Annotated in this window: 20 protein-coding genes and 1 pseudogene; 15 read left to right on the forward strand and 6 right to left on the reverse strand. The window is 58.6% G+C overall.

The window, feature by feature from the left end:
• Window positions 1-105 precede the first annotated feature (105 nt).
• A pseudogene (locus HDF15_RS14320) lies at window positions 106-495 on the forward strand (type II toxin-antitoxin system VapC family toxin); the annotation flags it as partial.
• Between the two features lie 80 nt (window positions 496-575).
• Here HDF15_RS14320 and HDF15_RS14325 read toward each other — a convergent pair.
• Window positions 576-1,979: an NADP-dependent isocitrate dehydrogenase gene (locus tag HDF15_RS14325; protein WP_184256670.1), complete on the reverse strand. Its 1,404-nt coding sequence runs from the start codon at window positions 1,977-1,979 to the stop codon at window positions 576-578.
• 160 nt (window positions 1,980-2,139) lie between these two features.
• Here HDF15_RS14325 and HDF15_RS14330 point away from each other — a divergent pair, with 160 nt between their 5' ends.
• Window positions 2,140-2,445 (forward strand): type II toxin-antitoxin system Phd/YefM family antitoxin, encoded by a 306-nt coding sequence (locus HDF15_RS14330; protein ID WP_184256672.1) that lies wholly within the window; start codon window positions 2,140-2,142, stop codon window positions 2,443-2,445.
• A complete protein-coding gene (locus HDF15_RS14335) occupies window positions 2,432-2,836 on the forward strand; it encodes a type II toxin-antitoxin system VapC family toxin (RefSeq protein WP_184256674.1) in 405 nt (134 codons plus the stop codon). The genes HDF15_RS14330 and HDF15_RS14335 overlap by 14 nt, the downstream gene beginning before the upstream one ends.
• A 69-nt stretch (window positions 2,837-2,905) precedes the next feature.
• On the opposite strand, the gene HDF15_RS14340 is transcribed toward HDF15_RS14335, so the two are convergent.
• Entirely contained in the window at window positions 2,906-4,339 is a 1,434-nt protein-coding gene (locus HDF15_RS14340; protein WP_184256676.1) for a glutamine synthetase family protein, read from the reverse strand.
• A gap of 683 nt (window positions 4,340-5,022) precedes the next feature.
• Here HDF15_RS14340 and HDF15_RS14345 point away from each other — a divergent pair.
• Window positions 5,023-5,964 carry a carbon-nitrogen hydrolase gene (locus HDF15_RS14345; protein WP_184256678.1) on the forward strand — a complete coding sequence of 314 codons (942 nt, stop codon included), beginning with the start codon at window positions 5,023-5,025 and terminating at the stop codon, window positions 5,962-5,964.
• Between the two features lie 190 nt (window positions 5,965-6,154).
• On the opposite strand, the gene HDF15_RS14350 is transcribed toward HDF15_RS14345, so the two are convergent.
• Entirely contained in the window at window positions 6,155-6,811 is a 657-nt protein-coding gene (locus HDF15_RS14350; protein WP_184256680.1) for a hypothetical protein, read from the reverse strand.
• A gap of 644 nt (window positions 6,812-7,455) precedes the next feature.
• On the opposite strand from HDF15_RS14350, the gene HDF15_RS14355 reads away from it, so the two are divergent.
• Window positions 7,456-7,947: a DUF3455 domain-containing protein gene (locus HDF15_RS14355; protein WP_184256682.1), complete on the forward strand. Its 492-nt coding sequence runs from the start codon at window positions 7,456-7,458 to the stop codon at window positions 7,945-7,947.
• Window positions 7,948-8,383: 436 nt separating this feature from the next.
• Window positions 8,384-9,157, forward strand: coding sequence for a TIGR03435 family protein (locus tag HDF15_RS14360; RefSeq protein ID WP_184256684.1), 774 nt, complete (start codon window positions 8,384-8,386; stop codon window positions 9,155-9,157).
• A gap of 169 nt (window positions 9,158-9,326) precedes the next feature.
• On the opposite strand, the gene HDF15_RS14365 is transcribed toward HDF15_RS14360, so the two are convergent.
• Window positions 9,327-9,563 carry a hypothetical protein gene (locus HDF15_RS14365; protein WP_184256686.1) on the reverse strand — a complete coding sequence of 79 codons (237 nt, stop codon included), beginning with the start codon at window positions 9,561-9,563 and terminating at the stop codon, window positions 9,327-9,329.
• A gap of 7 nt (window positions 9,564-9,570) precedes the next feature.
• Window positions 9,571-11,790 (reverse strand): TlpA disulfide reductase family protein, encoded by a 2,220-nt coding sequence (locus HDF15_RS14370; protein ID WP_184256688.1) that lies wholly within the window; start codon window positions 11,788-11,790, stop codon window positions 9,571-9,573.
• Window positions 11,791-12,248: 458 nt separating this feature from the next.
• Here HDF15_RS14370 and HDF15_RS14375 point away from each other — a divergent pair, with 458 nt between their 5' ends.
• A complete protein-coding gene (locus HDF15_RS14375; protein ID WP_184256690.1) occupies window positions 12,249-13,283 on the forward strand; it encodes an agmatine/peptidylarginine deiminase in 1,035 nt (344 codons plus the stop codon).
• A gap of 114 nt (window positions 13,284-13,397) precedes the next feature.
• On the forward strand, window positions 13,398-13,718 hold the full coding sequence (locus HDF15_RS14380; protein WP_184256692.1) for a hypothetical protein: 321 nt from the start codon (window positions 13,398-13,400) through the stop codon (window positions 13,716-13,718).
• A 419-nt stretch (window positions 13,719-14,137) separates the two neighbouring features.
• Here HDF15_RS14380 and HDF15_RS14385 read toward each other — a convergent pair whose 3' ends face one another.
• Window positions 14,138-14,785, reverse strand: coding sequence for a dihydrofolate reductase family protein (locus HDF15_RS14385; RefSeq protein WP_184256694.1), 648 nt, complete (start codon window positions 14,783-14,785; stop codon window positions 14,138-14,140).
• A 90-nt stretch (window positions 14,786-14,875) separates the two neighbouring features.
• On the opposite strand from HDF15_RS14385, the gene HDF15_RS14390 reads away from it, so the two are divergent.
• The 7 genes from HDF15_RS14390 to HDF15_RS14420 all read left to right on the forward strand — a co-directional run bounded on the left by HDF15_RS14390 (window position 14,876) and on the right by HDF15_RS14420 (window position 19,409).
• Entirely contained in the window at window positions 14,876-15,295 is a 420-nt protein-coding gene (locus HDF15_RS14390) for an antitoxin Xre/MbcA/ParS toxin-binding domain-containing protein (protein ID WP_184256696.1), read from the forward strand.
• A complete protein-coding gene (locus tag HDF15_RS14395) occupies window positions 15,296-15,736 on the forward strand; it encodes an RES family NAD+ phosphorylase (protein ID WP_184256698.1) in 441 nt (146 codons plus the stop codon). It begins immediately after the preceding gene.
• Between the two features lie 123 nt (window positions 15,737-15,859).
• Window positions 15,860-16,243 carry a VOC family protein gene (locus HDF15_RS14400; RefSeq protein ID WP_184256700.1) on the forward strand — a complete coding sequence of 128 codons (384 nt, stop codon included), beginning with the start codon at window positions 15,860-15,862 and terminating at the stop codon, window positions 16,241-16,243.
• Between the two features lie 321 nt (window positions 16,244-16,564).
• Window positions 16,565-17,179, forward strand: coding sequence for a cytochrome P460 family protein (locus tag HDF15_RS14405; protein ID WP_184256702.1), 615 nt, complete (start codon window positions 16,565-16,567; stop codon window positions 17,177-17,179).
• A gap of 14 nt (window positions 17,180-17,193) precedes the next feature.
• Window positions 17,194-17,742: a tRNA adenosine(34) deaminase TadA gene (tadA, locus tag HDF15_RS14410; RefSeq protein WP_184256704.1), complete on the forward strand. Its 549-nt coding sequence runs from the start codon at window positions 17,194-17,196 to the stop codon at window positions 17,740-17,742.
• A 95-nt stretch (window positions 17,743-17,837) separates the two neighbouring features.
• Window positions 17,838-18,608: an SDR family NAD(P)-dependent oxidoreductase gene (locus HDF15_RS14415; protein WP_184256706.1), complete on the forward strand. Its 771-nt coding sequence runs from the start codon at window positions 17,838-17,840 to the stop codon at window positions 18,606-18,608.
• A gap of 39 nt (window positions 18,609-18,647) precedes the next feature.
• On the forward strand, window positions 18,648-19,409 hold the full coding sequence (locus HDF15_RS14420; RefSeq protein ID WP_184256708.1) for a hypothetical protein: 762 nt from the start codon (window positions 18,648-18,650) through the stop codon (window positions 19,407-19,409).
• Window positions 19,410-19,419 lie beyond the last annotated feature (10 nt).

A 19,419-nucleotide genomic window follows, 5' to 3' on the forward strand; every position in this document is an offset into this window, starting at 1 on the left:
GCAACGCTTCCTTGATCCGTTCATACTGCGCCTCTGTCAGTTCCATCGGTACGAACAGGTTAACAGAAGTCTAGCCAATAGTGTGAACACGCCCTAGACACAAATGTCATCTCAGAAACGAGGCGCCCCAGTAGACATGGGGCTGTACTCGCATGGCTGGCAAATCAGCCTGCAAATACGATCTTTCTGCCTTCAATTGCATTTCTGGAATTACAGCGAGGCGTTGAACTCACGCGACTTCAAAATTCGGACAAAGCAAGGGAGATCGAACGCTGGGTTGATGAAGTTGCAAAAACCGCAAATATTCTGAGCTTCGATCTCTCTGCTGCGCGTGACTATTCCCGTTTCGCAAGTCGAAAGCCCGAATTTGTCTCAGAAGATGCGATGATCGCCGCCATAGCACGCACACAAGACCTCACCATAGCTACACGCAACGTGCGGGATTTCAAAAATCTCGACGTCCCGACGATCAATCCCTTCGAGTATCGTCCTTAGAAGATTGCCCATACCCCATTCATGCGCGTTCTTTGCGCATGAATGGGGCAGCAAAACTCCAGCTAACCCCGACGCACCTCTCACCCCATATTCTCAATCATCCGGCTGGCGAACTCACTCGTCTTCGCCTTCGTCGCACCCTGCATCTGCCGCTCGAAATCATACGTCACGAACTTCTGCTGAATGGTCTTCTCCATCGAGCTTTCGATCAGCCGCGCGGCCTCACTCCAGCCGAGAAAATCGAACATCATCACCCCCGAAAGCATCACCGATCCCGGGTTGATCACATCCTTGTCCGCATACTTCGGCGCCGTTCCATGCGTGGCTTCAAACACCGCATAGCCATCGCCGATGTTCGCGCCCGGAGCGATCCCCAATCCGCCCACCTGCGCTGCCGCGGCATCGGAGATGTAGTCGCCATTGAGGTTCGTCGTCGCGAGCACGCTGTAGTCTGAAGGCCGAATAATGATCTGCTGAAAGATCGAATCCGCAATACGGTCATTCACCAGGATCTTGTTCTTCCACTGCCCATTGCCGTGCGTCGCTCCGATGCTCGCCACCACATCGCGCACCTCCTGCACGATGCTCTCGCCAAACTCCTTCGACGCGAACTCGATTCCCGGCTCCACCAGCGCCGCATTCTCCTCCGGCGTCAGCTTCGGATTCTGTTCGAGATTCCCCAGAATCCAGCTCTCCCGCTCGGTCACGGTATGCGCACGAAACTCCTGCATCGCCACCTCGTAGCCCCACTCGCGAAACGCGCCCTCGGTGAACTTCTGAATGTTCCCCTTGTGCACCAGAGTCACCGTCTTGCGTTGGTGGTCGATCGCATACTGAATCGCCGCGCGCACCAGACGCTTCGATCCCGTAATCGAGATCGGCTTCACGCCCACACCCGAGTCCAGCCGCACCTTCTTCTTCGTGCCCTTCAGCATCTCGTCATTCACGAACGCAATGAACTTCGCAGCCTCCGGCGTTCCCTCGCGGAACTCGATGCCCGCATAGATGTCCTCAGTGTTCTCCCGGAAGATCACCACATCCAGCTTCTCCGGCGACTTCACCGGGCTCGGTACGCCGCTGTAGTACTTCACCGGCCGCACGCACTGGTACAGATCCATCAACTGCCGCAGCGCCACATTCAGGCTGCGAATCCCACCGCCCACCGGCGTCGTCAACGGCCCTTTGATCGACACGCGAAAGTCCACCGTCGCCTTCACCGTATCGTCCGGCAGCCAGTTCTGCGTCTTACGATAGCTCTTCTCTCCCGCCAGCACCTCGAACCACTTCACCGAGCGCTTGCCGCCATAAGCCTTCTCAACCGCCGCATCGAACACCCGCTGCGACGCCTTCCAGATATCGCGTCCTGTTCCATCGCCTTCAATGAACGGAATGATCGGATGGTCCGGCACGGTGTACTTGCCGTTGGCATACTCAATCGCCTGTCCATCGCTGGGTACGGGAATGTCGTTGTAGCTGGTCTGCATAGGTTGGGCCCTCCTTCAAGATGCCGCCCAACCTACCACCGTCAAAATGCAACTGGCAACGGGTTTACTCACAAGCCGAGCGATAAACGCGCACACCTCCCCTGAACATGCCCTCATTTCACCGATGCTATTCTGGTCAGGAACTAGTCAGGAGAGGGACATGGCGAGCTGGCAACTTCAGGAAGCGAAAGCCAAATTCAGCGAAGTGATCGACACGGCAGAGAAAAAAGGGCCGCAGATCGTCACGCGCCACGGCGTGGAAACAGCCGTGATCGTACCGATCAACCAATGGAAGCAGTTGCTAAAGAATCAAAACTCGCTTGCCAACCGAGATGAGCGGACAGAGCAGCAGCGGCGCGATGACTTCCTTGCTTTACTGCGATCCGCACCGGACTTCGAAATTCCCGATCGTCACCGCGAGCGGCTGGAACAGAGAAAGGCACAGAAGCGGCGTGTATCTGCTTGACACAAACTGCATCTCCGAACTGCGCAAGATTCGTCCGCACGGCGCGGTGCTGTCATGGTTCAATGCTCAGTCGCTAGATACCCTTGCGCTGCCCTCTGTCACAATCTATGAACTGCACAGCGGTGCACAGCGAACGAGGAGACAAAATCCTGCAAAGGCTGATGAAATTGCGGCATGGATTGAGAGCGTTATTCGCTCAATCGTAGTCCTGCCGTTTGGCACGGCCGAGGCACACATGGCCGCAGACTTTATGGACAGGAAATCAGTTGACCTCCTGCCGGACGCAATGATTGCAGCCACAGCGGCCATTTACGATCTCACGCTGGTAACGCGAAATACGCGCGATTTCCTGAGCTTCCCTGTGCGATTGCTCAATCCGTTCATAACGTAGTCCCATTGAAGGGACGCACAAAGAGGGCCGGCAATTGCCGGCCCTCTTTGCTTGTTTCGTAAGCGGAGCTTAGAACTGGCCCCACAGCAACTGGTTATAAACATCGTGGTGGAACTGGATCTCCGACGGCTTGACGATCGTACCCAGCAGCCGTGCGCAGCGATCGGCCGACGCCTGCTTCAGGTCCGCGTAGCGAGCCTTCACATCCTCACCCAGCAGCTCGCTCGTCCACTCCGCATTGCGGAAGTCTTCGAGAGCCGTATAGATGTTATCCGGCAGATACCGCTCAGCCTGGCGCAGGTTCTTGATCTTCGACGTGTTGCCCTGCAGGCCGCTCTTGAACACCGAGTACAGCACCATGTACGGGTTCGCATCCGGTCCAACCGAACGAACTTCGACGCGTGCCGACTTCTCGTTGCCGATCGGAATACGAACCATCGAGCCGCGATCCGTCGCCGAAGCCTTGATCTGATTCGGAGCTTCGAAGTGAGGATCGAGGCGGCGATACGCATTCACGCTGGCGTTCAGCAGCAGGCAGATGTCGTTGCCGTGGGTCAGGATCTTGTCCACAAAACCCCACGCAAACTTCGAGACCTTCTCCTCGCCCTTCGGATCCCAGAAGAGGTTCTTGCCGCTCTTGTTGGTGATCGAAACGTTGGTGTGCATGCCCGAACCGTTCACGCCCGTAACCGGCTTCGGCAGGAAGCTCGCCGTCATGCCCATCTGGGTCGCAACCTGGCGGCAGATCAGCTTGTAGAGCTGGATCTGGTCGGCAGCCGCCACCACATCGCCGTACGAGTAGTTGATCTCGAACTGCGAAGGCGCAACTTCCGGGTGATCCTTTTCATTCTCGAAGCCCATCGCGCGCTGCACTTCAGCGGTCGTATCGATGAACTCGCGTAGCGGGTCGCCCGGCAGTGAGTGGTAGTAGCCGCCCTGGTTGACGTACTCGAACTTGCCCGTCTCGTGGAAAGTGCGCTCCGCATCGATGCCGTCGAACAGGAAGCCTTCGATCTCGTTGGCGGCGTTCAGCGTGTAGCCGTTCTTCTCGAACTGCTCCGTGGCAAAGCTCTTCAACACACCGCGCAGGTCGCCCGAATAGTGTTCGCCGTTCTTGTCGATGACTTCGCCGAACACCAGCACTTTACCCGAACCGAACACATCGGCCGGCGTCCAGTAAAACGCGCTCCAGTCGAGGCCCAGGCGAAGATCACTCTCACGCTGCGCCGTAAAGCCGCGAATCGAGGAGCCGTCGAACGTCAGGTTGTCATAGCTCTTGATCAGGAACTTCTTGTCGTAGTCGAGCATGTGCAGGCGGCCTTCGAGGTCCGAAAACAGAACCGTCACAGCCTTGATGCCGGGTGTATCCGCAAGATACTTCAGGCGCTCTTCCTGGATGACGTCGGCAGCTACACGCTTCTTGCGCTGGTCTTTAGCCTGCAGATTGAGGTCTTCCAGCTCTTCGTAGGACAACTCCAGAAAATTGCGAAATTCGCTCGACATGGCACTCCTTGGGATGACAGCTTTTGCTGCCGGGTGATGGATTTTTGCAAGAACGGTGCAGGGGGAACAAATTACCGAGGCCGCGGGCAACCTTAGGGCCACATCTAAAGTTAGCAGAAATTCATCGTCAAGCAACATCGTTCCTTCGCGGTTTTTGCTGGGTTCTTGCCTACAGCCTGCAACACCGTCGCCGTTGAGGCTTGACCGCCTTTGCCGTTGAGGTTGCGATGTTGTGGCCGTTGCTTGTTTTTCGCCGTCATCCTGAGCCACCGGCGAAGGACCCCCGCATTCGTACCGGCACAAACGGGCGCGGGCCCCATCAGCTAGTCCCACCTTTCGGGCCGATCACAAAGACAAGCAGAGTCCAAACCTTATAAGGGGGGCATCCAATGGCGCGCAGCGCGTTCCGTGACGCTTCAGCGTCACGGAGACGGAGGGAGCCGTAGCCTTTAGGCTACGGAATTCAGGTCTAGCAAAGATGCGGCCTTTAGGCCCGGCCTTCTTTCGGCTATGCGCAAAAGGCCCACACCTAAACCCAAGCCCTTCGCATCGTTGATTCTGCTCTTAAAGCCCCGCGCGCTCCGCCTCCCCAACCATCAAACATCGCGCCCTCTCCCTCTCACGAATCCCCAGCATTCTTCAGACCATCTACTACACTGGTAATGGAATCGAGACCACAAAAAATGACCTCTAAAACGACCCGCGTCGCTCTCATCCAGATGTCCTGCGCCCCCTCCACCGAGGCCAACCTCGCGAAGGCCGTAGCCCGCGTGCGCGAGGCCGCCGAAAACGGCGCCAAACTCATCTGCCTGCCGGAGCTCTTCCGCGCGCAGTACTTCTGCCAGCGCGAAGACCACGCACTCTTCGACATCACCGAGTCCATCCCCGGCCCCTCCACCGCCGCCCTCAGCGAAGTCGTGCGCGAGCACAAGCTCGTCGTCATCGCTTCCCTCTTCGAGCGCCGCGCTCCGGGCCTGTATCACAACACCGCGGCCATCCTCGACCACACCAGCGCCGCGCCGGACAACCTCGCCGCGATCTATCGCAAGATGCACATCCCCGACGACCCGCTCTACTACGAGAAGTTCTACTTCACGCCGGGCGACCTCGGCTTCATGGCGCAGAAGACCTCCGCCGGCCCCATCGGCACGCTCGTCTGCTGGGACCAGTGGTATCCCGAAGGCGCACGCGTCACCGCGCTCAAGGGCGCCGAGACGCTCTTCTTCCCCACCGCCATCGGCTGGCACCCCAGCGAGAAGGCCGAGTACGGCGAGCGCCAATACGACGCCTGGCAGACCATCCAGCGCGCCCACGCCATCGCGAACGGAGTCTTCGTCTGCGCCGTCAACCGCGTAGGCCACGAGCACGGAGACGTCGAGCACAACGGCGTCATGATGCAAGGCCCCGGCGACCACACCCCGGCCACCGGCCTCGAGTTCTGGGGCGGCAGCTTCATCGCCGATCCCTTCGGCCGCATCCTCGCCAAGGCCTCGCACGACAAGGAAGAGATCCTCTACGCCGACCTCGACTCCAGGGAAGTGGAGATCACCCGCCAGCACTGGCCCTTCCTCCGCGACCGCCGCATCGACGCCTACGGCGGCATCACCAGCCGCTTTCTCGACTAGCACGACAGCGCTTCGAACAACAGCACCATTGTTCGAAGCGCTCGCTACTTTCGTCGTCGTTGCTTATTTCGTCGTCGTTGCTTGTTTTCGTCGTTGCTTGTTTTCGTCGTCATCCTGAGCGGTACGCGAAGGCCCCCCGCATTGGTGCCACCCCAGACGTCAGGGGTGGCACATCGCATTTGGCGTGCCCCTACTGCACCACCACGTCCTCCCGCGCCCCCACCGCCACAATATTCACTCGCACCTCCTGCGCCTCACGCTCCGGCTCGACAGCCCCCAGCATCTTGAACAACTGCTGGACATACTTCAGCCGCGTCTCAAAGTCGGCAATCATCTGCACGGTCGCCGCCTTACCTCGCTCGCCACTCGCCACCACCTGCGGACGCACCGCATCCAATCCCTCGCGCATCTTCTCCGCCAGAATATTCAGCGTGATCCCCGCATGGGCCATCGCCTTGCGGATCAACATCTCTGTGATGGGCCCCTCGATCCGCGTGGTCGGATGATCCGCTCGCTTCGCAGGAAATCCTGCGTCCAGTGCCGCCCGCCTCTTCGTCTTGCCATCCATCAAGCCCGCTACATAGAGCTCGTAACGGCTCTTCGCAACCTCTCCTGAAGGCTCCCGAGTCAGGGCCTTATGCAGCAGCGCCTCGGTAACAGGCCCTTCGATACTCCTGCCCGGATGACGCGCCTGATTCTTGGAAAACCCCGCAGCCAGCGCCGCCTGCGACTTCGTCTTGCCATCCATCAGGCCATCAACGTACAGCTCATAGCGATTCTTACCCGGCTGCGCTTCCTGCTGTACCTCAGCGCCAGGAATAACCTTCAAACAACGTGCAGTAGCCATAAAATCTCCAATAAAAAACACCCTCTACGGGTGTGAGTTCACTTTCGCCTTTGCTTTTGCTCTTGCTCTTGCTTTTGCTTTTGCTTTTGCTTTTGCTTTTCTAGTTGTCATTCCCGGAGGGAATCTGCTGTCTTCCGCACCAGCAAGCATCCTGACAAGCCACACCCATCCGTGCCACAACCCACTGGAATCCCACCGGGGCTTCATCGCAAACCAGAAGCTCTACTCGCCATACAAGGCCCAGCGAGACAGGCACAACGGATTGTCACCCACTATGCCATCCCGCAAGCGCCCGGCCAAGCAAATTGCGGTTAGAAATCCGCCTCTTCCTTAACGTCGAGGGGATTAACGATCACACCACCAGCACAAGGTCATGCGTCTTCGCCAGCTTCCGCGCAAACTCAAGTCCAATCCCACTGGAGGCCCCGGTAATCACCGCAACAAGCTTCGTCGGCGCCATTTTCATTCCTTCGTTAGAAACACTTCTCAGGTACCATGCGTCTCTAGGATAGAACCGCGACTGCAACATCCTGGCAACTATCGCATCGACCCTCGCGAGAGGTATCGTGTAGCAACGCGACCTCAAAACCGGCCCAGGGCCGCATTCATTTCAGCGCCTTCGCGCTGAGAAAGTCAGACGGAATATGATCCTCGCGCTCGCACTGCTCGCTCTCTTCGCGCCACAGCAAACAGCGGACCCGACTTTGCCTCCCGCAACTGCCCATGTTCGTTACACCGTCGAAGGTCACGGCGTTCAAACCTACAACTGCACGGCTCAGAACGGCGGCTTCGCCTGGGTCTTTGAAGAGCCCGCGGCAGGACTCTTCGATCCCACCACCCACCAGCAGATAGGCGTGCACACCGCCGGCCCCACGTGGACCTGGAGCGACGGCAGCTCCATCACCGGCAAGGTCCTGCAGTCCAAGCCCTCCGACAACCCGGCAAACATCCCCTGGCTCCTGCTCGAGACGCACCCAACCGGCACCACCACCGGCGCCCTGTCGAACATCACCTTCGTACGCCGCTCCGAGACCCAGGCCGGCCAGGCCCCCACCTCCGGCTGCGACGCGAAGAATGTGAACGTAGTCCTCCGCGTCCCCTACGCAGCCACGTACACCTTCTACAGCACGAACTAACGAAACCGAGATAGATTACCCAGCTGTTTTGTTCACATCACCCACCGAAACGTCATCCTGAGCGAAGTGTCTCGCGCTTTTGCGAGACGCGCAGTCGAAGGACCCCGAAAGATTTTATCTCGCCCAGAACGTTGGGAACTTTTCAAGCACGAACGTTCAGGCTCGAGCGCTTGAAGTAGCAAAGGCCCGAGAGGTATAGCCAGGATTACAACCCTTGGCCTCCATGTGAGCTACAACTATTTATTCGTAATTACTGATAACACCATCTTGCGCGAATGACATATTCGAACTAGACCATCACTACCCAGGCAACCGAGCTGTGAACTAGTCCGAGAGCATCGGCAAAACTCAGTGGAAGTTACAATAAAAGCGAACTGGCACCCGCTCTCACCCACATGGGGGTACTGGCTCAACATCAGGGTTTAAGGTTGAGTCCATGCGCAAACGCGTCCGTCGTTCGTTGCAGGTGGTGATTGTGACTGGACTGATCTGGAGTACAGCTCAGGCCCAGCAAAGTAACGCCGTACCTCAACTCGCTTTTGAGACCGCGTCGATCCGGCCCTCCCAACTGACTCCGGGTTGTTTCAGCACGCTGCCGCCTGGCGGTGTGCAGTACGCGGATACCTGTATCACGCTGCGCAACTTGATCCAAATCGCTTACAGCACAAGTTACATCGATGGTGGCGGCAAAGCGGTCGACACTAATTATGACCTTCGTGCGACTACTCCGGACGGCAAGCCGTGGACCTTCGACATGATTCGTCCCATGATGCAGCAGTTGTTGAGAGAGCGTTTCCACCTCAGTACCCATGCAGGCAAACGCGAGCTCTCCGGCTACGGTCTGTTCGTGGCCAAGGGCGGCCAGAAGTTGCATCCCGTCGCGCCTGAATCCGTGACGCAGGGGCAAAAAGCTGGGGAGTCTTCACAAAACTTCAGCGCCCCGGGCTATGTACAAGGACGCGGCGTGAACCCGGGTGGAATCGCCCGCCTGTTTTCAATAGTGGAGCATGCTCCGGTCGTCGATCACACGGGTCTCTCAGGTCTTTTCAACATCGACCTCAGTTACGCCCCCGACAACAGCACCGACTCGAACCTGCCATCTTTCTTCACTGCCATCGAAGAACAACTCGGACTCAAACTGAAGCCTGAAAAGGTCACGGTGGACACGGTAGTCATCGACCACCTTGATGACACACCCACACCAAATTAGTCGTATCACGGCTTCAACGTAGGGCCCCTGAATGAATATTGCTAAGAGAGGCTTCCGTTTACTAATCAGGAGAACGCTTTTGGAGTGCCGTGCATTCCTCGAAAGTCCTTTTTTCGACAACTCCCCTTCAGATTGCCAAAAACACCACATTGCGGGAAACCACAAGCCGCTAGAGTAAATCTCCTGCAGGTGTATACGCCGTCAGAATCACCCGTCCCAGCGGCATGTTCACCATGTGAAACCCATCCGGCGTCGCCCCAAACTTCTCTATCTCACCACCCGCTACATTCTGCCGGATGGACACGACCTCGAATGCCAGTGGTTTGCTGGGCGGGACTGCTTGATTTGATTGCGCAGTCGCCAGACCTGCGCAGAGTGTTGCGGCGATACACAGCTTGCCGATCATGCGATTCCTACTGCCCCACTTCCGCTTTATCGATCTGGCTGAGCAGGCCCTTCTCGAACTCCGCGTAGGTCTTCGATTCGTCGTATCCATTTTTCACCCAGCGCCAGTGGCCCTGCTTATCGATGATCCATGTACGTGGCACATAATTCTGGGCCCCCTCATAGGAGAACGCCGCCAGAACCGGGAAGGTATATCCCTGCTTTTGCATGAACGGCAGTACCTGCCCCGGATTCTCGTCGACGTTGAAGCTCACCACAGTAAGGTCTTTGCGGTCCTTCACCTTGTCATAGAACTTTTGCAGCAGAGCGTCCTGCAGGTGGCACGGCCCGCACCACGTGGCCCATGAAACGACCACCACAACCTTGCCCGCAAGATCCCCTTGTCTCCACTTCTTGCCCGAGAAATCCGACAACTCGAAGGAGGGCATCTCCTTCCCAACCTTTTCCCAATCGCCCTCCTGCGCGGTTGCCACGCCCTTCGGTGTGGAGGCGGGTTTGCCCGCGGCCGAGGTTCCATCCCGCTGCGTAGCGTCCGCGTCAGCTACAGGCGCCGGAGGATTCCACAAGGCCCAAGCTGTCTCCGTGCCTCCCTGCCTGGTCCACAGCGTATGAAATTCTGCGGTCAGATCGTCGCGCAGGATGCCCTGGGAATACGTTGGTGGCTGCGTGCGACTATCCAGCGCGGTCCGGTAATACACCAGCGCGTCTTCAGGGTGATGGTCGAGCGTGGCAAAGCGCGCTCGATTGGTCCAGTACTGCTCCAGGTCCTTTTTGTTCTCCGGCGGCGGCTCCTCGATCACCGCACGGAACTGCATAGCCTCTTCCGGCTTCCCGGCCAGCATGGCCGCCTTGAGAATCAAACCGAGATTATCGAGATCCATCGATACCATCTGGCGGTGAAAACGCTTAACGGTATCCGCATCCAGAGAGCTGCCCCACGACTCTTTGGTGTGGCCGCCGTTCTTGTAGGTCGAGGTCTTCTTCAGCAGTTCCAGCGCGCGCTCCGGCTGCCAGCCATGCTTCAGCAGGAACTTCGACGGCGCAGCCAGCCCATCCGACAGGATGCCGTAACCGCCGTACTCCTCCATGGACTTCAAATACCGGTCGACCGCCGCGAGCCCATCGGCCTCCGAAACGTATTCATCATCCTGCACCATGAAGAAAGGCTCCGTGCGCTGCAGGAAGGGGTCGTCTGGAAAATCCTGAAGAAACGCCTTCTCCTTTTCAATCCTCGCGGCTTCATAGGCTTTCCACGCGTCCGCATCCTTCTGCCCATCCGGAAGCAGGTGCTCTTTGTCCCAACGCTCCTGCGCCAGCCGCTCGGCCGGTGCCTCGTGGGGAAAGTCCTTCGCCGCCTGGCTCTGCATGCGCGCCAACTCCTCATTCGAGGCCCCGGCCAACTGATAGCCTGAGATCAGGAAGAGCCTCCAGTGCGCGTCCCCATGCGGCACAAGCTTCTGGAGCCGATCCAGGTCCTGCCGAATCTGTGCGCGCTCCGTCTCATGCTCACTCGGCGGCCGCGTGAGGAACTCGCGCTGCCACAGGATCTCGTAGTCTTCGAGCCGCTTCGGATCGGTCTGCTTCCCAAGCTCTGCACGCATCGCAACGCTAGTCTTTGCCAGCAGCGGCAGGTCTTTGCGCAGCTTGAATCCTTCGATCTGGTTCCCAAAATTTGCCGTGTCTACCCAGGAGGGGCACAACGCGTAAAACCTCTCGAGATTCTCCTTCAGCTTCGCGTCATCGGCATACTTTCCCCGCCAGTAGATGTTCGCGAGTTCAAACGAAGGCCATGGAAACTTTGGCGCTTTCGCCTGCGCCGCATTCAGTAACCGGATAGCCTCCAGCGGATCCTTATCTGCCAGCACCTTCCCGGCCAGCATCAAAGCCATCGGATCATCGGGATGCGACTTCGCATCGCTCACCCAGCGCTCACGCAAAGCCGCGAGAGGCGCTTCCCAATCGCCTGTGCCTGCTATTGCATAGAGTTGCTCGCGATAGAGCAGATACTCATGCGGATACTTCGCAAGCAGCGCATCGAGCACCTGATGTCTGAGTGCAGCCCGCTGCGTGATCGTGAGTTTGACGAGTTCATCCAGGGAAAGAGTGGTGTCGAGCGCCGCCCTTACTTCAGGAGCTTCGCAACCGTATGGTTTGGATGTCGTTTGACCATGCACGCTGACCGATCCAAGCGCGATAGCAATGAGAAGAAGGGACGCCGGACTGCGCATGACTGCTGACCTCGAACGTCAATGTCGCACATTTGCTCCAAAGCGCTTGAAGCACCTTCGAGCCACGCGCACTCATTAGACCACGCCCGCGAGGAACAGTAACTAATCTTTAAAAAGAATTTGATTTGAAAATGGGAACTGATTTAAGGGCAGGACAAACGCACAAAAAACGCAGGGAGGCGCCTTCACTTAGAGACAAACGACTACACCAAGCCACGAAGGGGCGCCCCCATTCCTAGTCGTTGGTTCACCGGAGAATGACAGCCTGTTCCCCACAGCGCGAAGCGCGTTCCCTGACGCTTCAGCGTCGCGGTTTGCGCTTCGCGCTATTCCGAATATCCCCATTCTTCGACTAAATTTTATCGCCCGCAAACATCAATGCTCAGCGAAATCTTGCCCGCAAAACCCACCCTCTCCAAAAGCTTCTTTAGAATGGGCTAGTGACAAAAAACTACCGCATGCCCGCCGAGTGGGCTCCGCACGCTGCCACCTGGATCGCCTGGCCCCATAACCCCGAGGACTGGCCCGGCAAGTTCCAGCCCATCCCTTGGGTCTACAGCGAGATCGTCCGCCACCTCTCGCAGGTCGAGGACGTGCACATCCTCGTCAACGACCTCCCCACCGAGAAGCGCGCCACCAGCATGCTGCGCCGCCAGGGGGCCAATCTCGCGCGTCTGCACTTCCACCACTGGCGCACCGATCGCGTCTGGCTGCGCGACTCCGGCCCCATCTTCGTCAAGAACGGCAGCGGCGAAACCGCGCTCACCAATTGGAAGTTCAACGCCTGGGCCAAGTACGACAACTGGCGCAACGATGACCTCATCCCCAGGCACGTCACCAAGCTCTACGGCATGACCAGCTTCGAGCCGGCCGTCACTCCTCCCGACGGCAAGAGCAAGCGCCTCGTCCTCGAGGGCGGCAGCATCGACACCAACGGTGAAGGTATCCTGCTCACCACCGAAGAGTGCCTGCTCAGCGAAGTACAGCAGCGCAATCCCGGCGTGTCGCGCGAGCAACTGGAGCAGGCCTTCCACGATTACCTCGGCATCGAGAAGGTCATCTGGCTCAACCGCGGCTGCGCGGGCGACGACACCCACGGCCACGTCGACGACATCACCCGCTTCGTCGCGCCGAACACTATCCTCACCGCCGTCGAGACCAACACCGCCGACGAGAACCACCTGCCGCTCGCCGAAAACCTCGAGCGCCTGCACGCCGCGCGCAATCTCAAGGGTCGCCCCTTCACCATCAAGACGCTGCCCATGCCCGCGCCCGTCCACTTTGAAGGCCAGCGCCTGCCCGCGAGCTATGCAAACTTCTACATCGCCAATGGCCTCGTGCTGGTTCCTACCTTCAACGATCCCAACGACCGCATCGCGCTCAATACGTTGGCCGAATGCTTCCCCACCCGCACCGTCACCGGCATTCACTGCACCGACTTCATCTGGGGCCTGGGCGCGCTGCATTGCATGACGCAGCAGGAGCCCGCTTAAGCAAAGCTCCTGTAGGTGTATAGCGAAGCCACGACACCTATGGCCGTTTTTCCCCAGAAAAACGGTACTGCACGCCCGATTCAACTTCCCAGTAACAGGAGATTTGCTTTAAGTATGTCGAAGCCCTGGCCTCCACCACCCGATCTCGAATCGATTCAAGACCTCATGCGCGCCGCAGACCCCGAAGGCCACATCGCCGAAGGGGCTCCAGCCGATGAGTACGAACCCGAAGAAGAACAACTCTTCGCCGCGATCGCACACTTCCCCACCGCCGACCTGCTGGCCGCCAGGCTGCTTCCGATCCTCGAAGAGATCTGGCGCAAAAGCTTCAACCTCGACGAGACATCTCTGACCTCACGCCGCCCCGCACTCGAAGGCCTGGCCCAACAGATCGAACACTTCTTCGGCCCCGCAGCCACACCGCAGGTTCGCTAGAGCGCGTCGTCAAACAGCTTGTGAAGTGAGCCGCGCCGTGCAAACAGTTTGTTGAAGCACGAACCGGAAGGGCCTGGCATCAGCCAGGCCGCCAAAGCAGCGTTCAATGGCTCACTCCTTTCTGCCGAAGGCTGGAGTGGAGCCCGCAGGGCGCAACGACTGAATTGCCTTCCTTCGCGCAGCCCAAGCTGCACATGGATCGCCGGAGACACATTCGAGGATGTGCCCACCCGTTTCGCCACAATCAAAGAAAACAATTCAGTCGCTCTGGCTACGCCTCCGCTTCAGCCTTCGGCAGAGTGGAAAGAGGCTTTGCCCGGGCTTTCCCGGCCCGGTTGAAACCGACCCTTCCGATTCGTGTCTCATCAAGCTGCTTGCATAGCTCAACTTCACTCCAACAATAAACTTGATGACACACACTAGAATCCCTTTTCCAGCACCACATGCGTAGCATTCTCCGTCACCTTGCGCTCCGTCACAGAGAACCCAAGCGCACGGAGATCAAGCCCTGCAAACAGGGCTTCACCTTGACCAAGCAGGACAGGCGAAAACGCAAGGTGAAGGGAATCTATCCACCCGGCCTGCAAATACTGCCGCACGGTGGAAACGCCTCCTCCGACCTTGATGTCCTTGTCACCGGCGGCTTGTTTCGCGCGTCGAAGCGCCTCTTCGATACCTCCGGTAACGAAATAGAAAGTCGTCCCACCCTGCATCACCAACGGTTCGCGCTCATGGTGAGTCAGCACGAAGGTTGGCGCATGGTACGGCGGATCGTCGCCCCACCATCCCTTCCATGAATCATCCGGCCACGGGCCGCGCACCGGACCGAACATATTGCGGCCAAGGATGAAGGCGCCAAAGTTCTCCATCGCCCCCCGCGCGAACGTATCGTCCACGTCGATCGATCCGCCTTCTTGTCCGTGCATCGCGTGGAACGTCTTTGTATGAAAGAACCATTGAAAGATCTCTGGACCGCGTTTGCCCAGCGGATCGTCCAGGCTCTGCTCCGTTCCCGCGCTGAAACCATCCAACGAAACACCAAATCCCGCAACTCGAACCTTTGGCATGTTTGCCTCTCCTTTGACAGTCGATACTACTCCCGGCGGTAACTACAGTTTGCCGCTCTAAATATGGCATAATGTAGAAGGGTGATAACGATGAGTGCTGCCAATGTCCAGATCGGCGACTGGCTGGGGGTCAAGGCTCCCTCGACAGATTCAGACATCCTTCGCCTTGTAGAAGGCCGCCTCGCCACCTCCGTGATCAAACGTCTGATGGGTTTTGGCCTTGAGCGTTCCGAGATTGACGAGGCTGTCATTCCCGCACGAACACTCCAGCATCGCCGCTCCCGGCGCGAAAAGCTGACGATGGAAGAGTCCGACCGCGTTCTCCGCATGATTCGCACGCTCTCTGCGGCAGAGGCAATCTATGGGAGCCGTGAGAGGGCACTGGCCTGGATGCGAAGGCCACAGCCGCGATTGGAAGAGAGAACGCCCCTCTCTCTTCTCAAGACAGATACCGGCAGCCGCCTGGTCGAAGAACTGCTCATTCAGATCGACGAGGGCATGTACCTCTAAATGGTGCTCTGGCGAATCAGCCGCTATCTCGATCTCAGTGGAATGGGCGGATTGCGAGCAAGCGCCCGCTGGCATCATCGCGGCCAGCCCGTGGTCTATCTGAGCGAGAATCCGGCCGCCGCTCTGCTGGAAGTCTGTGTCCACACCGCCTCGAACGATATCCCCCCGGAGTACACACTGCTGCGCGTCGAGGGGCCGGACCTTGCGACCGAAGCCATCACCCCCGAAACTCTTCCCGATGACTGGCGAATTCGATTCGACGCCACGCGGCAGCTGGGTACAGATTGGCTCCGCTCAAACCGGTCGGTCCTCCTGCGGATTCCGAGCGCCGTCGTGCCTCACACGACGAACTTTCTCTTCAACCCTCTCCATGAGGATGCAAAGGCGTTTCGCATCACGGAAGCGGCAAGCTATCCCTTCGATCCTCGCATCAAGTCGTGAGCGGCTCACCCAAGCGGAAAAGAACAGCATTCCGAGTCGGCGTATTATTTTCTGAAGAATCGCCGCCACACAGGACACGCGCCATCTGAAGAGGGCTATGAAGCGGGTAGGAGAGGAAGAATCATGATCTCTAACAGCGAAGTGATGGGTTTCATCCCAACCGTCGATGCTGTGCGGGCACGTGCCTTCTACGAAGGTGTCCTGGGGCTGCGCTTTGTAAGCGACGACCCGTTTGCTCTGGTCGTAGAGTCAAATGGAACCTTGATTCGAATCACCAAAAGCGGTGAGTTTAAGCCCGTTCCGCATACCATCCTGGGTTGGCGCGTAAAAGATATCGAGGAAGAAGTGCAAGCCCTGCACGCCCGGGGAGTGACCTTCAAGCGGTATCCTCCCATGTCCCAGAGTGATCTGGGCATATGGACAGCGCCGGGAGGAGCCCGGATCGCGTGGTTCCTCGATCCGGACGGGAATCTGCTTTCCCTCTCCCAGCACCCAGAAGATGAATAGAGCAGAATACCTATAGATGTACCCAGTGGCGATCATTTGAAGGGCACTTTTCCCTAGAAAAAGTGCCGGCCACGAGTACAAGCCCCAAAGGGGCGACATATCCCAGCCCAGGGTGGAGGCGGCTGGCGAGCGTTTTTGCTCGCCGTGTCGCCGGAACCCTGGGTTACAGCCCCAGAAAAGATAGAGCCCTGAAGGGGCGACCTATCGCGGCTGCACGATAGGGATTCTGCTCCAGGTCCCGGCCGGCGAAGGGTCAAAGATTCGGCATCACGCGGGAACCTCCAGATGCCATCCACGTATAAAAGGACATCGAGGTCATTCATGCTCAAGCGCTTCATCCCGATCGCGGGTTTGCTGTTGCTCGCATTCCTCGGCGAGGCCCAAAAGCCTGCCGCCCCCACCACCGATGCTCCCAGCTACACCCCAAGCGGCGACCTGATCGCGCCCATCCACTATCGCGAGTGGGTCTTCCTCACCTCAGGCATCGACATGTCCTACGACGCCGCGACCGCTCAGCCCTCTGCCCACCCCGTCTTCAACAACGTCTTCGTCAACCCAACCGCCTACCGCAGCTTCCTCACAACCGGCACCTGGCCGGACAAGACGACGATGGTTCTCGAAATCCGCGGCTCCGAAAATCCCGTGTCCATTAACAAGCGCGGCCACACCCAGACCTCTGAGATCAGGGGCTTCGAAATCCATGTCAAAGACCACGGCAAGTGGTCCTTCTACGACCAGGACGGAAACACCCCTTCGGCAAAGCTCATTCCCCCACCTGCCGACTGCTATAGCTGCCACGAGAATCACGGAGCCGTCGATACCACCTTCGTGCAGTTCTATCCCACGCTGCTCCCTCTTTCGAAGCAGAAGAACACACTCTCTCCCGCTTACCTGAAGGAAATGGCGGCTCCAGTCGCATCGAGCCCCACAAAGTAGTACAACGGGAGTCGATGTCCACCGCTACAATCCCAGACGACGAAGCCTTCATGCGACTCGCCATCGCCGAAGCCCGCGCTGCTGAAGCAGCCGGCGAAGTTCCCGTAGGCGCGATCATCGTCTCACCCGTGGGTGAGATCGTTAGCCGCGGCAACAACCAGGTTCTGCGCACCAACGACCCCACCGCCCACGCGGAGATCGTCGCTCTCCGCGCCGCGGGCCTCGCGCTGAGCAACTACCGCCTCCTGACCCCGGAAGGCGGCTGCACCCTCTACTGCTCGCTTGAACCCTGCGCGATGTGCGCCGGAGCCATCCTGCACGCCCGCATCGCACGCCTCGTCTTCGCCGCACGCGATCCCAAGGCCGGGGCCTGCGGCTCCGTGCTCTCGGTCATGAACCACCCCGCGCTCAACCATCGCGTCGAAGTCGTAGAGGACGTACTCACCGAAGAGTGCAGCACGATGCTCACAAACTTCTTCCGCGCCCGCCGTGCAGCTCAAACCTCTGCGAACAAGTCCGCATCTGACTTGTTCACGGAGGCCAACACCGATGGCAACGCGTAAAGCTCCCGCAAAGAAATTGCCTTCGCGTTAGCAATACCCAGCACCCATCGCTGCTATCCTGCCTGCATCACAGACCGTTACCCCAAGGAGCACACGTGCCCACACTGCAAGGAAGAGTCGCCGTCGTTACAGGATCGGGATCAGGCATCGGCCAGGCCATCGCAGAACGCCTCGCAAAAGAAGGCGCGAACTGTGTCGTCGACTACCGTGACCACATCGATCAGGCCCAGGCTACCGCGGACAAGATCACGGCCGCAGGCGGCAAGGCCATCCTGGTTCGCGCCGACGTCTCTGTACTCTCCGACTGCACGAACCTTGTCGACCAAGCCTGGCAGCAACTCGGATCCTGCGACATCCTCGTCAATAACGCGGGCATCGAGAAGGGTGCGGACTTCTGGGACGTCACCGAAGCCGACTACGACGCAGTCCTCAACGTAAACCTCAAGGGAGCCTTCTTCCTCACCCAGGCCTTCGTCCGCAAACTACGCGATGCCAAAAAGCCAGGCCGCGTCATCAACATCTCCTCCGTGCATGAAGATATGGTCTTTCCCCACTTCTCGACGTACTGTGCCTCCAAAGGAGCCATGCGCATGTTGATGAGGGACCTCGCCGTCGAGCTGGGTCCACTGGGAATTACCGTAAACAACATCGCACCTGGAGCGGTAAATACTCCGATCAATACTTCATTACTCGCAAACAAGCCCAAGCTCGATGCCCTGCTCGCAAACATCCCGCTGGGCCGTCTCGCCAACCCCGAAGAGATCGCCGGCCTGGCCGCCTTCCTCGCCTCCGACGATGCGGCTTACGTCACCGGCTCGACCTATGTCATCGACGGCGGCCTCATGCGCAACTATCACGAACAATAAAGCGTGACTTTTCTCCGCCTGTAGGCGTCCAATAGATATATGAAGCGCCTCGCCGCACTCGCGCTGGTTATTGCAGGGGTTACGTTCCCTCTGTGCGCCCAACGTTCCGGAGCCCGCGGTGGATTCTCAGGAGGACATAGCAGCGTGGGTAGAAGCGCACCCGCGTTTCGAAGCGCTCCTTCTTTTCGTAGCGCACCCGCCTTTCATGGAGGCTTCGCCTCTCCCGCAGGTCATTATGGAGCGTCGAGAGGCCCAATCTCCAACGGCAGCAGGCCCCTTAGCTTCAGCCCGGTCGTTCATACGCAAAGACCTAACTTCTACAGCCGACCTAACTTCTATAACCGCCGACCTGGCTATTCCGCTGGCCTCCGCTATCGAAGGCCATACTACGGAGCAGGCATCCCCTACGTCTCCGGCTGGGTGGATCCCGATTACCTCGACTATCCCGATAACGGCGGCTACGATTCTTCAGCCAACCCGCCCGACGACTCGATCAACGGATACACGCCCCAGGGAACCGATCAGGGAGCTCCGCCGCCTTATACCGAACAGGCATCCGCAGAACCGCGGCCAGCAGCGCTTCCCGCACCACCTCCTGAGAACGAAGAGGCAGTCACCCTCATCTTCAAAGACGGCCGTCCTGCAGAGCAAATTCACAACTACGCTCTGACCCGAACAACCCTCTACGTCAGCGACGGACATCGCCGCGATATCCCAGTCGATCAGCTTGACCTTGCCGCAACGGAGAAAGCGAATCACGACGCAGGCGTTGACTTCCACATCCCCGGAGCGACTCAGTAGCAGCCGAACC

This window comes from Granulicella mallensis (genome assembly GCF_014203225.1).
Classification (GTDB): domain Bacteria; phylum Acidobacteriota; class Terriglobia; order Terriglobales; family Acidobacteriaceae; genus Granulicella; species Granulicella mallensis_A.

Excerpts from the sequence above, each read along its gene's own strand:
- HDF15_RS14400 (WP_184256700.1), top strand. The coding sequence starts at position 15,860 with ATGATCTCTAACAGCGAAGTGATGGGTTTCATCCCAACCGTCGATGCT.
- HDF15_RS14350 (WP_184256680.1), bottom strand. The coding sequence starts at position 6,811 with ATGGCTACTGCACGTTGTTTGAAGGTTATTCCTGGCGCTGAGGTACAG.
- HDF15_RS14330 (WP_184256672.1), top strand. The coding sequence starts at position 2,140 with ATGGCGAGCTGGCAACTTCAGGAAGCGAAAGCCAAATTCAGCGAAGTG.
- HDF15_RS14345 (WP_184256678.1), top strand. The coding sequence starts at position 5,023 with ATGACCTCTAAAACGACCCGCGTCGCTCTCATCCAGATGTCCTGCGCC.
- HDF15_RS14395 (WP_184256698.1), top strand. The coding sequence starts at position 15,296 with ATGGTGCTCTGGCGAATCAGCCGCTATCTCGATCTCAGTGGAATGGGC.
- HDF15_RS14325 (WP_184256670.1), bottom strand. The coding sequence starts at position 1,979 with ATGCAGACCAGCTACAACGACATTCCCGTACCCAGCGATGGACAGGCG.
- HDF15_RS14385 (WP_184256694.1), bottom strand. The coding sequence starts at position 14,785 with ATGCCAAAGGTTCGAGTTGCGGGATTTGGTGTTTCGTTGGATGGTTTC.
- HDF15_RS14340 (WP_184256676.1), bottom strand. The coding sequence starts at position 4,339 with ATGTCGAGCGAATTTCGCAATTTTCTGGAGTTGTCCTACGAAGAGCTG.
- HDF15_RS14420 (WP_184256708.1), top strand. The coding sequence starts at position 18,648 with ATGAAGCGCCTCGCCGCACTCGCGCTGGTTATTGCAGGGGTTACGTTC.
- tadA (WP_184256704.1), top strand. The coding sequence starts at position 17,194 with ATGTCCACCGCTACAATCCCAGACGACGAAGCCTTCATGCGACTCGCC.
- HDF15_RS14380 (WP_184256692.1), top strand. The coding sequence starts at position 13,398 with ATGTCGAAGCCCTGGCCTCCACCACCCGATCTCGAATCGATTCAAGAC.
- HDF15_RS14390 (WP_184256696.1), top strand. The coding sequence starts at position 14,876 with ATGAGTGCTGCCAATGTCCAGATCGGCGACTGGCTGGGGGTCAAGGCT.
- HDF15_RS14370 (WP_184256688.1), bottom strand. The coding sequence starts at position 11,790 with ATGCGCAGTCCGGCGTCCCTTCTTCTCATTGCTATCGCGCTTGGATCG.
- HDF15_RS14360 (WP_184256684.1), top strand. The coding sequence starts at position 8,384 with ATGCGCAAACGCGTCCGTCGTTCGTTGCAGGTGGTGATTGTGACTGGA.
- HDF15_RS14365 (WP_184256686.1), bottom strand. The coding sequence starts at position 9,563 with ATGATCGGCAAGCTGTGTATCGCCGCAACACTCTGCGCAGGTCTGGCG.
- HDF15_RS14355 (WP_184256682.1), top strand. The coding sequence starts at position 7,456 with ATGATCCTCGCGCTCGCACTGCTCGCTCTCTTCGCGCCACAGCAAACA.
- HDF15_RS14405 (WP_184256702.1), top strand. The coding sequence starts at position 16,565 with ATGCTCAAGCGCTTCATCCCGATCGCGGGTTTGCTGTTGCTCGCATTC.
- HDF15_RS14375 (WP_184256690.1), top strand. The coding sequence starts at position 12,249 with ATGCCCGCCGAGTGGGCTCCGCACGCTGCCACCTGGATCGCCTGGCCC.